At 59.7% G+C, this 12,207-nt stretch carries 13 protein-coding genes and 1 other RNA gene; 6 read left to right on the top strand and 8 right to left on the bottom strand.

Annotation, left to right across the window (positions count from 1 at the left end; genetic code table 11):
- The first annotated feature begins 130 nt into the window (after nt 1–130).
- Complete coding sequence (gene smpB / locus ABIB48_RS09945) at nt 131–607, top strand: SsrA-binding protein SmpB (protein WP_110106577.1); 477 nt, start codon at nt 131–133, stop codon at nt 605–607.
- 229 nt (nt 608–836) lie between these two features.
- Here smpB and ABIB48_RS09950 read toward each other — a convergent pair whose 3' ends face one another.
- A complete protein-coding gene (locus ABIB48_RS09950) occupies nt 837–1,049 on the bottom strand; it encodes a hypothetical protein (RefSeq protein WP_354212885.1) in 213 nt (70 codons plus the stop codon).
- On the opposite strand from ABIB48_RS09950, the gene ABIB48_RS09955 reads away from it, so the two are divergent.
- Both ABIB48_RS09955 and ssrA read left to right on the top strand, forming a co-directional pair.
- Nucleotides 1,015–2,034 carry a glycoside hydrolase family 3 N-terminal domain-containing protein gene (locus ABIB48_RS09955; RefSeq protein WP_354212886.1) on the top strand — a complete coding sequence of 340 codons (1,020 nt, stop codon included), beginning with the start codon at nt 1,015–1,017 and terminating at the stop codon, nt 2,032–2,034. The genes ABIB48_RS09950 and ABIB48_RS09955 overlap by 35 nt on opposite strands.
- Before the next feature lie 93 nt (nt 2,035–2,127).
- Nucleotides 2,128–2,494: a transfer-messenger RNA gene (gene ssrA, locus ABIB48_RS09960) on the top strand.
- Nucleotides 2,495–2,574: 80 nt separating this feature from the next.
- Here the strand turns inward: ssrA and ABIB48_RS09965 are convergent.
- From ABIB48_RS09965 to ABIB48_RS09980, 4 genes are all read right to left on the bottom strand, one after another.
- Nucleotides 2,575–3,972 carry an L-serine ammonia-lyase gene (locus ABIB48_RS09965; RefSeq protein WP_354212887.1) on the bottom strand — a complete coding sequence of 466 codons (1,398 nt, stop codon included), beginning with the start codon at nt 3,970–3,972 and terminating at the stop codon, nt 2,575–2,577.
- Nucleotides 3,973–4,447: 475 nt separating this feature from the next.
- Nucleotides 4,448–5,146 (bottom strand): hypothetical protein, encoded by a 699-nt coding sequence (locus ABIB48_RS09970; RefSeq protein WP_354212977.1) that lies wholly within the window; start codon nt 5,144–5,146, stop codon nt 4,448–4,450.
- Nucleotides 5,143–5,877 carry a hypothetical protein gene (locus ABIB48_RS09975; protein WP_354212888.1) on the bottom strand — a complete coding sequence of 245 codons (735 nt, stop codon included), beginning with the start codon at nt 5,875–5,877 and terminating at the stop codon, nt 5,143–5,145. Before ABIB48_RS09975 ends, ABIB48_RS09970 begins: the two co-directional genes overlap by 4 nt.
- An 82-nt stretch (nt 5,878–5,959) precedes the next feature.
- Nucleotides 5,960–6,352, bottom strand: a complete 393-nt coding sequence (locus ABIB48_RS09980; RefSeq protein ID WP_110106580.1) for a hypothetical protein — start codon at nt 6,350–6,352, stop codon at nt 5,960–5,962.
- Nucleotides 6,353–6,687: 335 nt separating this feature from the next.
- Here ABIB48_RS09980 and ABIB48_RS09985 point away from each other — a divergent pair, with 335 nt between their 5' ends.
- From ABIB48_RS09985 to ABIB48_RS09995, 3 genes are all read left to right on the top strand, one after another.
- A complete protein-coding gene (locus ABIB48_RS09985) occupies nt 6,688–6,987 on the top strand; it encodes a DUF4193 domain-containing protein (RefSeq protein WP_062007187.1) in 300 nt (99 codons plus the stop codon).
- A gap of 107 nt (nt 6,988–7,094) precedes the next feature.
- Entirely contained in the window at nt 7,095–8,801 is a 1,707-nt protein-coding gene (locus tag ABIB48_RS09990; protein WP_354212889.1) for an AMP-binding protein, read from the top strand.
- A 16-nt stretch (nt 8,802–8,817) separates the two neighbouring features.
- A complete protein-coding gene (locus ABIB48_RS09995; protein WP_354212890.1) occupies nt 8,818–9,213 on the top strand; it encodes a YrdB family protein in 396 nt (131 codons plus the stop codon).
- A gap of 33 nt (nt 9,214–9,246) precedes the next feature.
- Here ABIB48_RS09995 and ABIB48_RS10000 read toward each other — a convergent pair whose 3' ends face one another.
- From ABIB48_RS10000 to ABIB48_RS10010, 3 genes are all read right to left on the bottom strand, one after another.
- Nucleotides 9,247–10,002 (bottom strand): metal-dependent transcriptional regulator, encoded by a 756-nt coding sequence (locus tag ABIB48_RS10000; RefSeq protein ID WP_110106583.1) that lies wholly within the window; start codon nt 10,000–10,002, stop codon nt 9,247–9,249.
- A 17-nt stretch (nt 10,003–10,019) separates the two neighbouring features.
- Complete coding sequence (locus tag ABIB48_RS10005) at nt 10,020–11,270, bottom strand: Nramp family divalent metal transporter (protein ID WP_502914123.1); 1,251 nt, start codon at nt 11,268–11,270, stop codon at nt 10,020–10,022.
- A gap of 122 nt (nt 11,271–11,392) precedes the next feature.
- Entirely contained in the window at nt 11,393–12,160 is a 768-nt protein-coding gene (locus ABIB48_RS10010; protein WP_354212891.1) for a class I SAM-dependent methyltransferase, read from the bottom strand.
- Nucleotides 12,161–12,207 lie beyond the last annotated feature (47 nt).

The raw sequence follows: 12,207 nt of genomic DNA on the forward strand, positions 1-12,207 counted from the left end.
GAAAAACCGCTTTTTGTACCACCCGGCAGGCCCGGCTGAGAGTTGCATGACCCTCAGCCGGGCCTGGCGTTGTTAGACTTATACCTTGCGCCGCTGATGCGGCACCCAACCATCCGTGAAGGAGCCAGCTGTGCCGAAGGAAAGTGGCCTGAAGGTAGTGGCCACCAATCGCAAGGCCCGGCATGACTACCTCGTCATGGATACCTTTGAGGCCGGGTTGGTCTTGATGGGCACCGAAGTGAAATCGTTGCGTGAAGGCCGGGCCTCCCTGGTTGATGGCTTTGCCACCTTCTACGGAGATGAACTATGGCTTGAGGGTGTTTACATCCCCGAGTATCTAAATGGAAGCTGGACCAACCACACAGCCCGCCGCCGCCGCAAGCTGCTGTTGCACCGTGAAGAGTTGGAAAAGATTGAACGTAAAACCCGCGAATCCGGGTTCACCATCGTGCCCCTGCAGCTGTACTTCAAGGACAGCCGCGCCAAGGTGGAAATTGCCATTGCTCGCGGTAAGAAGGATTACGACAAACGCCACGCCCTGCGTGAACAGCAGGACAACCGTGAGGCGCTCCGTGCCATGCGCGAGAAGAACCGCGGCAGCGAGTAGGCAAGCAGGTTAGACCATGACGCGTGCTGGGCTTGAGAGCCCATCTCATCGGACGGTTTTATGAGTTGTTTGTGGGTGGTGTGCCCTAAGCTGACAGGTGAAGCATCTGTGGCGGAAGGAGGATCGTGACTGCGCTAAAAGATAAACGCTGGTGGATCGGCGCCCTTGGGCTTGTTGTTGTTGCGCTGGTGGTATTTTTTACCCTCCAATTCTTTCGCAACAATGCCCCTCAGATATCGCCCGCCAGTACTGCGCCCGCCAGTACCGCGCCGGCACAGACCGGCCCACCCGCCACCAGCACGGCCCCGCGGTCATCGTCCCCAGGCAACGCCTCGGTGCCCCCAACGCAGGCAAGTGTGGCTCCTGCGCCACCTGCGCCAAGCGTGGCTGAGGCAAAACTGGCGGCTATGACGTTAGAACAACGGGTGGGCCAAACGCTCATGGTTTCCTCGCCCGTGACCGGGGCAGACGCTGATTCTTTGTACGCCTTGGACACCCTGTACGTGGGCAATATTTTCATGGCGGGCCGCAGCGCGGCGGGGCAGGCCGGGATTGGAGCGGAAGTGGCTGCCATTACGGGTCATGTTTCCGGCTCGAGGACAGAGGGTGCGCGGCCATTCGTTGCTACCGACCAGGAAGGCGGGTTCGTGCAGATCATGCGCGGGCCAGGTTTTGCGCAGATACCCCAGGCCATTGAGCAAGGTCAGCTTTCGCCCGCGGAACTGCTCCGTGAGGCCACGGTGTGGGGGCAAGAGCTGGCCGCCGTGGGGGTCACCGTGAATTTGGCTCCCGTGATGGACACAGTGCCCAGCGCAGAGTTCGCGCCACTGAACGCACCCATTGGGACCTTCGGACGCGAGTTTGGTTACACGCCCGCGGCAGTTTCGAGCCACGGGTTGGCTTTTGCTCAAGGCATGATGGATGCGGGCGTAGAGCCTACTGTGAAACATTTTCCGGGTCTGGGGCGGGTGACTGAAAATACTGATGTCTCCGCCGGCGTAACGGATGGCATTACGGTGCGCAATGACACCTATGTGGCCCCGTTCCGGGACGCTGTCAATGCTGGAGTGCCGTGGCTGATGATCTCGAATGCCTCATACCCGCGCATTGATCCGAACAATATGGCCCCGTTCTCCCGGATCATTGTGCACGACATGGTGCGTGGGGACCTCGGCTTCAAGGGTGTCATCATCAGCGACGATATTTGTAACGCCGTCCAAGTCTCGTCAGTACCAGTCTCACAGCGTGGCGTGCTTTTCCTGGAAGCTGGCGGCACCATGGCGTTGTGTACCAATCAGGGGTTGATGCCGCAAATTTATGCGGGCATGGTTGACGCTGCCCGGACGGATCCCGCTTTTGCCGCAACAATTGACGCTGCGGCGCTGCTGATTCTGCAGCAAAAGCAAGCCAAGGGCCTCATTGACTAGCCCGAAGGAATATATTTGGCCCCGCATGCGCTAGCATGGATAGTCCACGGACAGTTCCCAACGGGCACGGTGCGTGGAATTGAAAAAACAATAGGGGATGATCGGTTTCGACGGTGTTCGTCGAGACAGGTGAAGCGGGTCGAGGATACAGGGTTATCTCGTAAACGATCTCTGTAAAACAATAAGTGCTGAATCAAATCGCACTGACTTCGCTCTTGCTGCCTAAGCAGTAAGACAGTCCGTCAGCCCGGGAATGCTCTCGTCCCGGATCCTGACGTCATTTAGAGGGCCACTGCTTCAAACGCTCGTTGTAGGCGTTTGAGGGACTCTTATACAACTGGGCCTGGCAGCTACTTGTTTGCGAGATAGCTGGGGCCGAGAAAAACCGACGCAAACTGCACCCGGAGAAGCCCTGACAACACAACATCGGACGGGAGTTCAATTCTCCCCATCTCCACATCCCTATTGGGACCTGTTCCCCACCATAGCGGTGGGGGACAGGTTCTTTTTTGTTCCGAAGCCTGGTTTTGCGGGTGGGGACTAGCACTCCACCACGTTGACGGCGAGCCCGCCCAGGGCTGTTTCCTTGTATTTGGAGTTCATATCGCGGCCCGTCTCCCGCATCGTGACGATCACCTCGTCGAGCGAAACCCGGTGCTGCCCGTCGCCCCACAGCGCCATTTTCGCCGCGTTAATGGCCTTGGCTGCGGCAATGGCGTTGCGCTCAATGCAGGGGATCTGCACCAACCCGCCAATGGGATCGCAGGTAAGCCCCAGATTGTGCTCCATGGCGATTTCCGCCGCGTTTTCCACCTGCTCCGGCGTACCTCCCATGACCTCGGCAAGACCCGCTGCTGCCATGGACGACGCCGATCCCACCTCACCCTGACAGCCCACCTCCGCACCGGAAATGGAGGCCTGCTCCTTGTACAGGACACCCACAGCCCCGGCCGCGAGGAGAAACTTAACCACGACGTCGTCCTTCTCCCGTTGGGTGGCAGTTGCCATCCCGTCGGTGTAGTGGGTGGCGTAGAACATGACTGCCGGGATGATGCCGGCGGCGCCATTAGTTGGTGCTGTGACCACCCGCCCGCCGGAGGCGTTTTCCTCATTGACGGCCAGTGCCACCAAGTTGACCCATTCCTGCCAGAACTTCGGGTCCCGGTGAGGGTCCTCCTGCTTGAGCCGGGCATGCCAGTCTGGTGCCCGGCGTCGAACTTTGAGGCCCCCTGGCAGCAACCCGGTGCGGGCCAAAGAAGCGTTCTTGCACTCCTCCATGACATCGCGCAAGTGCAGAAGCCCGCTGCGAATATCCTCGGCGCTGCGTTCCACTAGTTCATTGGCATACATGACTGCGCTGAAGTTCGCGCCGGCGGTGGCGCAATGGCCCAACAGTTCGGCCGCCGTTCTGAAGGGGTAGGGCAGTAGCGCCTTGGAACTCTCCAGCTCGGCCGTGGCGCTATCCACTTCGCCCTCACGCACAATGAAGCCGCCACCCACGGAGAAGTAGGTGGCTTCGTGGATGGCATTGCCGGCGTCGTCGAGGACTGCGAATTTCACGCCGTTGGTGTGGCGGGGCAGGACCGTCAACGGGTGCAGGATCATTTCTTCGGCACCGTAGGCCAACTCCTTGCTGCCGGCAAGCAACAAGGGGGCGCCGGTGGCAAAGGCGGCAAGCCGTGATTCCACCTCCGCAGGGAGGATGAGTTCTGGTTCTCGGCCCTCGAGCCCCAGCAGTACTGCAGTCATGGTGCCGTGGCCGCGGCCAGTGGCGGCAAGGGATCCATAGAGGTCAACTCTTATAGCAGCAACTCGTGTCAGTACGCCGGCCACTTCGAGTTCGCGGGCGAAGGCTGCGGCGGCCCTCATCGGTCCCACGGTGTGGGAACTGGAGGGGCCAATTCCTACGGTGAACAGATCAAATACGCCGACGCTCATGGCAGGGCCTTCCGGGATCATTGGGGCGCAGAGTCCAGGGTGTTGACCTGCTTTCCCATGGTACCGCCACACCACGCGCACAGCCCCAGTCCGCACTTATCAGAGCCGGTGGTGAGCTCGAAAATTTATAGTTTCAAGCTAATGGTCATTTGATGGGCCGGTGGAAGGCCCTGGAAACGCTTATTGAGATGGGCGCTGATTGCACGAAAATCGTGTTCCGCGTTGGAATCAGCGGCTTCTTTCCGAGTAAGAAAAGCTCCTCAGCGTTACTAAGTGAAGGTCCATCAAAAAAGGCAAAGTGAGAGCAAAAAATTGAGTGGTGGTCTGGCTCTGCAGCCAAACCACCACTCACCCCCAAAGTTTCATGCGGACATTCGCAACATCCCGTGTTCACACATTCATTATTATGTCAGAGACTAATGGAAAAGTGTACATCTGGGCTCGAAATAATACATCGAAGTGATTATCAGCGGAGTTACTGCTGGGCGGGGCGGCGGATGAAAGAGAACCAGACAAGAGACATCCCGGCCGCTACGAAGAGAATGGAGCCAAAGGAAAGTAACTGAACAAGGCTGCCCACGGGTAGAGGCGCGAGCTTGAGTACCAGAGTTATGCACACGAGGAAGAACCCCATGGACAGGCAGGCAGCTGCACTGCGGTCCACCAGGGCATACCCTGCGGAGAGGGCCGTCTTGGCCGTCGCGGGAACAAGTATGGCCGCAGCATAGGCCGTATAGCTCAGTCCAATCCACATATAGGCCGCCACAGTGGGCTGGTCGCCAAAACGGGTCAATCCAGGGCTGGAGCCCTCCACCTCAGAGAGCAGAAAAGTGATAAGAATACCCACAGTGCTAGCGGCCAGCACCAGTAGCCCTAGGGGTCCTCGGATGAGCTTGAGAGCTGTTGGCGATTTATAGGCCGCAGCGACTCTGGAGGCTAAGAGGAAAAAGACAGCAAACAGACTCAACCTCACAATCACATTTGCCAGATTGTGCTCTCCCAAGAGTTTATCCACGGGAAGATAGATGCTTGGAATGCTCAAAGCCACGGCGATGGATGCCAAAGCAAAGATCCAAAATAACCCACGGTTGTGCCCGGAACGTAGGGCTGGAAGGCGCCAGGCAGTGCACAGGAGGCAAACCCCCAGCACTACCCACTGCAAGATTGAAATCATCCGAGATTCTCCCAAATACTTTGAACAGCGGCTCTGTCATCTTCATTGCGGCGCATGAGGCGGCCAAGGATTTCGAGCCGCTGAGCGGCGAGGCTAGCTAGAGCGCTGTTTGCGGTCTGCCTCAAGGCGAGTTCTCTAGCATCAGGAGCCCACCCTGCCTCTGTGGGGGAGAGAAAGCCGGTGGCAACCAGACCGTTGGTCAAGCCCACGTTGGCAATCCGGGCTGTGGCTACCGCAAGCTCTGCTGAGAGCCTATTGGCGCTGATTTGGGCTGAGAAGTTCTGGGGTGCCATGTCCGCATCCCGGGCCACTCTCTGACGCAGCTCACCCACATCCACGGCGTCGAGCCAGGCGCGCACTGAGGATCTGTGCGGCACTGATGTCAATAGCGCAGGCTTACGGGCCAGGGCGCCCTCTACCTGCGTCTGCCGGTTCAAGATCTCTTGGAGCAGGTCATAATCTGAAATTTGGCTCAGCAGCTCAGCTTGCGTAGGCGCTTTGATGCCTGTGGCCAGGTCAGTGAAGAGGGGGAAAGTAGAGAGGGAGGCCACCACTGGTAGGTTCAAAGAACGGCTGACGGCGGCTACGGTGGCCACTGAAACCCGCCCCCGAACCAGCTGCTGGGCCAAAGTTGAGCGCTTAATGCCGGCGGATCGGCACACCGCTGCTTGGCTGATATCGCCAGCAACAGTGCGCAGCCACTGCTGGAAGAGTTTGGCCGGAACTGTCACGTCAAAACTCTACTCGATGCAGGCCTGCAGCGCTGTGGCAAGCCGCGAACAAACCACACCACCCCCACGCCCCGTTGCCTAACTACTGGTCTTGGGAATCGACGATGCCAATAAAACGGCTCCCCACGCCGTCGTACTGGCTGCGACGAGAACCGGGCTCAGGCTCAGGCAGCTCCGAAGTTTCATGGAAGTCGCAGATGACATAAGTGAATTCCGGCCACCACTTTTTGGGGCGGGCCACTTCCAGGAAATCGCACAGGTAGCAGCGCAGATCCACCCAGACCGGACGTTTACCGGTGGCGTTAGCCCGGGATTGCGCCAGCCACGCCGGGGGATTGGTGTCAAGGGCGGCAACTTCGGCGGCGCTCAAACGCGAGGGGATACCGTTGCGGGCTGCCATCTCCGGCGGAATATTCAAAGCTTGAGCCACTTGCCGGCGGTTGAGCGAGACGCGGGGGGAATTGTTGTTTGCCATGGTGCTATCAAGAATAGGTCTAAGCCTGCGCGCTGGCGATTCCTGCTCTCCGGCAGGGCACCGCAAAAGCTGCGTGGAGCACGCCAAACACGCTCGGATGGCGCTCTATGGGGTCCAAACGGGGCCCTCGGGAGGGTGATAATCGCCACAAATTACCCATGGTGCAGGGCGCCGTGAGAGCAAATTTTGCGAGAATACAACAAATTTCCATACCATCCCCTATGCTGTGGGAAAACATCGAGGAATTTAAGGCGCGTTTCCAGCTTTCTAGGGCTAGGATGGGGCGCTGAAAGACCCCGCCATTACCACGAGTACTTCAGGAGTTTGAAAACCGCATGGCAACGGATTACGACGCACCCCGCAACAAGGACGAAGACCACGAGACAGAGTCGCTTCAGGCGCTCCAGGTTCAGCGTGGCGGTGCACAGACGGCCCATATTGACGTCGAAGATTCAGACACCGCAGAGGGCATGGATCTGCCCGGCGCGGACCTCTCCAACGAGGAACTGGTTGTTCAGGTCATTCCCGCCCAGGATGATGAATTCACCTGCTCATCATGCTTCCTGGTCCGCCACCGCAGTCAGGTAGCACGCGAAAAGAACGGCATGCTGTTCTGCAAGGATTGCGAAGGCTAAAGAGGCCGGTACAGCCCGCGGCAGCCTAAGCACTGCCGCAGGCTCAGCTGCACTGCCGGCACGTAGCGTTCGTTGCATCCGGGCGTCATCAAGCAGGAGAGCAAATCATGGTTGAGCGTGTTCAAGAGCTAGCGGCGCGGTTCGCCGCGCCCGGCGCTAATGCGCCGTGGCTACTGTGCGACAGCCATCCCGCTGGCGAGATTGCCTTCACGGTGATTGACGCAGAGTTAGAGAGCATAGACATCAGTTACGGCGAACTGCGGGCGAAGTCCACGCAGTTCGCCGCAGCTTTGCGCTCTCTTGGAGTCAAGCGCGGAGATCACGTGGCCACTCTCATGGCGAAGTCTGCCGAGCTGGTGATTGCCCTGCTGGGAATTTGGCGGCTGGGAGCCGTTGACGTTCCCCTCTTTACGGCTTTCGCCCACGACGCCATTGATTTCCGCCTCAAGGCCAGCGGTTCGCGGCTGGTCATTTGCGATGCCGATCAGCGCCGCAAGCTGCTGCCGCCGGGTGAAGTCCCCACGGATGCCTCACATCTGGTGATTGTGGCTCACGGTGACGCTTTTGGTTACGATCTCTCACTCGATGAGATGGTGGCCGGGACCGGCGCCTTTGCCGATTTGGCGGAACTCTCCGCCGCAAATACAGGCCCGCCTTCCGCCGAGGATACTGCCGCGGATACGGCCCCGTACGACGCCGGACTGGTGGCCGTGGGTGGGGGTGGAACGCTGGCGCAGTTGTTTACCTCAGGGACCACTGGCGCGCCTAAGGGTGTGCCCATTCCCCTGCAGGCGGTAGCTTCCTTTGCTGGCTACCACCACTTTGGTTTGGATGTCCGCAAGGACGATGTTTTCTGGAACGCTGCCGATCCCGGCTGGGCTTACGGCTTGTACTTCGCTATTTTGGCGCCTCTGGCCGCAGGTCACCGCTCACTATTGCTCCGTGCCCCCTTCACGCCAGAGCTGGTGTGGGCCGTCATGGAGAAATTCTCCGTCACTAACTTTGCCGCAGCCCCCACGTTGTACCGTGCATTGCGCGCAGGATCTCCGGACGGGCTCCACCACCAGCTGCGCCGGGCCTCCAGCGCCGGTGAGCCGCTGACTCCCGACGTGATTGCCTGGGGCAAAGAGCGCTTCGGCGTGGACGTGCATGACCACTACGGCCAAACCGAGTTGGGCATGGTGGCCGGCAATGCCTGGGATGAATCCCTACAGGCACCCTTGCGGCCCGGCTCCATGGGCGTGCCGTTGCCGGGCTGGAGCGTGGACGTGCTGGCCGAGAATGCTGATGTGCCAGCCGCTGATGGGGAGCAGGGCCGCATAGCAGTCAATGTTCCACAAAGTCCCTTCATGTGGTTTTCCGGCTATGTGGATGCCCCGGCAAAGACTATGGAACGGTTCAGCGCTGACGGCCAGTGGTACCTCACCGGTGATGCCGGCCGCCGAGATAGCGATGGTTTCATTTACTTCTCTGCACGCGATGATGATGTCATCATCATGGCCGGGTACCGTATTGGCCCCTTCGACGTGGAATCCGTCATGGTGCGGCACCAAGGCGTTGGTGAAGTAGCGGTCATTGGTGCCCCGGATGATATTCGCGGTGAGGTTTTGGAAGCTTTTGTGGTGCTGCGCCCCGGATACCAGGCCTCCGATGAGCTCTGTATGGAATTGCAGCAGTTGGTAAAAACCGGATTTGCCGCCCATGCTTACCCGCGGCGCATTCACTTTGTTTCAGAACTGCCCAAAACACCCAGCGGCAAGGTGCAGCGTTTTGTATTGCGCCGGGACCGGGCAGCAATGACCGAGAAAAACTAGCAGGCGGAGAAATCTAGTGGGACGACGCAGGGTGGATGGGCCTCAGGCCGCACGCTTGGACATGGTTGCGTTGAGCCCTGCGCTCCGGGGCGCAAGCCAGGTCCTCGGCTTCGTGCTGGAGGTGGCCATGCTGGCCGCATTCCTCTACTGGGGGTTCGCCCAGGCTGCACCCTGGAACCTAATCCTTGGCATAGCGCTCCCAGCGGTTGTGGTTGTTCTGTGGGGCGCCTTCTTGGCTCCTCGCAGCGAACGCTTTGTGGGGGCCCAACGCGCACTGTGGGCGGCCCTGCTCCTGTTCGTAGCCGCGGCTGTGGCCCTGTTCAGCGCAGGCTCAGCTGTTCTGGGCATCCTCATGCTGGTGGGAGCGGTGAGCCATTTTTCCCTGGCCCGCTGGCTCAGTGACCCGAAGTAATAGCTGGGAAGCTGCCGGTCAGAGCCCGGAGATTCAGAGCCCGGACATGTGGGGAACCATCAGGGTTCCTCCCGTGGGCTCCTGAACGCAGCAGCCGGCGTGCTGTCCTACCGATGCCAGCCACAGCGAAACCGCAGCGTCAGGGCCCAAGGTGAGAGGGCCGGCGTCGTGCGTGGCAGTTCTCAGGCCCACCTGCCAGCCGGCGCCAAAGGGCAACTGGCCAACTACCAACAGCTCCGTGTCAAGCCCCAGCCCCTGCTGCTCAAAGTAGCGCAAAAGCTCAGGGTCATGATCGCTGATGCGGCTGATCCGGCCTACATGCCCAGGATCGAGCTCGTCCAGACGGTGTGAGGGGACCATGGCGATCTGGCCCTGCGCATCGGGGATGGGATCGCCATGAGGGTCACGGAACGGGTGGCCCAACTTGGCGCTCATGCGTTCAATGAAATGATCAGAGACGGCATGTTCTAGCTGCTCCGCCTCGTCATGGACCTCGTCCCAGGTGTAACCGAGCTCGTTCACCAGGTACGTTTCCAAAAGCCTGTGCCGCCGGACCATGGATAAGGCAAGGCTCAGACCCTTGGGTGTCAGGTGAATGGGGCTGTAGGGCTGGTGATCCACAAGGCCCTGATCCTTGAGCTTGCGCACCATTTCTGAGACGGATGAATTGGCAACGCCCAGGCGGGTGGCCAGCACCGAGGAGGTGATGGGTTTGTCCTGCCACTCGGTGTAGGCATAAATGACCTTCACATAGTCTTCGAAGCTGGAGGAAGTGGCAGTTGGTTTCACACTCTTCAGCCTACCCGTTAGCCCTGCCCCGTGAAGGTTAGCCACAGCAGCAGCGCGTTGAGAGCCACGATCAACACCACGCTCACCAATGCGGCCAAGCGCAGGAGCAGGCCGTCACGGTGTTCGCCCATCAGTTTTTTGCTGGCCGTCAGGCGTAGGAGGGGAATCAGCGCAAAGGGGATGCCGAAACTGAGCACAATCTGGCTAACAATCAGCGCCCACGTGGGGTCCACACCGACGGAGAGCAAGATGATAGCCGGGATCAGGCTCACCATTCGCCGGGTTTGCAGGGGGATACGCACCTTGAGCAAGCCGTTCATGATGGTGGAGCCTGCGTAGGCGCCCACCGAGGTTGACGCGAGTCCTGACGCTAGCAAGCCCACGGCAAAGACCACGCCTATCACCGGCCCCAGACTGGCGACAATGGCGGCATGGGCTCCTTCAATACTGTCAGTTCCAGAGATTCCACCCAAGGTGGAGGCCGCTAGCAGTAGCATGCCAATGTTGACGGCGCCGGCAAGAATAAGGGCCAAGACTACATCGATCCGGGTCGCCTTGATGATCTGGCGCAGGCGCTCTGGGGTGCTGCGGGCATCCGTATGGCGGTCCTTGGCCAGCTGTGAATGCAGATAAATGGCGTGCGGCATCACCGTTGCACCCAGCATGCCAGCCGCCAGCATGATGCTATTGGCGCCGTCGAACCGGGGTACCAGCCCGCCGATCACACCTGCCGGATCTGGTGGACTGAGCACCAGGCCTGCCAGAAAACCAATGGTGATAATGACGAGCAGAACAATAATGACGCTCTCAAAATGGCGTTGGCCGCGTCTATTCTGAACTGTCAGCAGAGCCATGGAAGCCAGGCCCACAATGAGCCCGCCTATGGGCAACGGAACCTGAAACAGCAAGTGTAGGGCGATGGCGCCGCCCACCACTTCCGCAAGATCGGTGGCCATGGCCACGAGCTCGGCCTGCACCCAAAAGAGCCGGCGGTTGCGGGTGCTGAAGCGTTCACCCAAGTGCTCCGGCAGGGATTTGCCCGTCACTACCCCCAACTTTGCGGATTGGTACTGGACCAGCATGGCCATGACATTGGCTGTGACCAAAACCCACACGAGCAGGTAGCCGTATTTGGCGCCGGAGGTCAGGTTAGCGGCCACGTTGCCGGGATCAACGTAGGCAATGGCCGCGACAAAGGCCGGGCCCAGCAGCAGCATCATGCCACCGCGAGGCCTGCGCAGTGTTGCCCTCTTGGCAGTGTCGAGCAAGGTCTCGCCTTTCGATGATCCTAAGTAGTTTATTTAGGTATACCGAAATTCTAAAACGTGGCAGGGGTGGTTGTCGAGCCGGGAATGACTTATAGAAACTTTACGGGTGGCCCGGGCCGCAGCTAGCGTTTTTGCGCCCGCCATGTTTGGGAGCTGTACGGTAGCTCAATGCTTTCACCAGGCGCGTGTTCCAGATGCTCATACAAGTACCACTGCAGATTGGTGATGACCTTGTCCCTGACCTGGTCTGTTGCCCTGAGGTAATAGCTGCGTGACTTTGCCAGATCGATGATCTCCTCAGCCGTGCGCTGCTGGGACCAACGGGTGGTGTGAGGCTGGGCAGGGAAGAATTCCGGACCAATCTGAGGGCTGAAATCTGCCTTGTGCACATCCCCTGCGTGCATGATCCGGGCCAAGCGGTGAACCCAGGGGAGTCCGACGTCCAGCTGGTTCCAAATCAGGCCCAAGGTTCCCCCCGGACGCAGTACGCGGGCAATCTCGGTACTTGCCGCGAGAGGATCCACCCAGTGCCAAGCCTGGGCCACCACGGCCAAGTCCATGGATTCATCCGGTAGGAGCAACTTTTCGGCGGTACCCACAACAGTGGTGACCTGGGGCAGCTCCGCGTCAAGTTGCGCCAGCATGTCCGCTGAGGGGTCCACCGCCGTCATCGAGAAGTTGTGGAGGGCCAACAGCTGCGTGTATTTGCCCGTGCCTGCACCAATGTCCACCACATCTTGGACGCTCCCGGCAGTTTCCAGCAGCCACGTCAAGGAATCCTCAGGGTAACCCGGGCGCACCAAATGATAATGCCCCCCGCCTTCCAAAAACGCGGCGGCCATGTGTTTGCGCCGCGCCGCATCAAAGACCGGTCCGCCGGTGCCTGCCATGGTGCTCCTGAAAGTTGTGCCGGTCAATGCCGTTCAACTTTACCCCC

It is taken from the genome of Arthrobacter sp. UYCu511 (assembly GCF_040547105.1).
Taxonomy (GTDB): domain Bacteria; phylum Actinomycetota; class Actinomycetes; order Actinomycetales; family Micrococcaceae; genus Specibacter; species Specibacter psychrochitiniphilus.

Excerpts from the sequence above, each read along its gene's own strand:
- ABIB48_RS09955 (WP_354212886.1), top strand. The coding sequence starts at position 1,015 with ATGACGTTAGAACAACGGGTGGGCCAAACGCTCATGGTTTCCTCGCCC.
- ABIB48_RS09950 (WP_354212885.1), bottom strand. The coding sequence starts at position 1,049 with ATGAGCGTTTGGCCCACCCGTTGTTCTAACGTCATAGCCGCCAGTTTT.
- ABIB48_RS09965 (WP_354212887.1), bottom strand. The coding sequence starts at position 3,972 with ATGAGCGTCGGCGTATTTGATCTGTTCACCGTAGGAATTGGCCCCTCC.
- ABIB48_RS09970 (WP_354212977.1), bottom strand. The coding sequence starts at position 5,146 with ATGATTTCAATCTTGCAGTGGGTAGTGCTGGGGGTTTGCCTCCTGTGC.
- ABIB48_RS09980 (WP_110106580.1), bottom strand. The coding sequence starts at position 6,352 with ATGGCAAACAACAATTCCCCCCGCGTCTCGCTCAACCGCCGGCAAGTG.
- ABIB48_RS09985 (WP_062007187.1), top strand. The coding sequence starts at position 6,688 with ATGGCAACGGATTACGACGCACCCCGCAACAAGGACGAAGACCACGAG.
- ABIB48_RS09990 (WP_354212889.1), top strand. The coding sequence starts at position 7,095 with ATGGTTGAGCGTGTTCAAGAGCTAGCGGCGCGGTTCGCCGCGCCCGGC.
- ABIB48_RS10010 (WP_354212891.1), bottom strand. The coding sequence starts at position 12,160 with ATGGCAGGCACCGGCGGACCGGTCTTTGATGCGGCGCGGCGCAAACAC.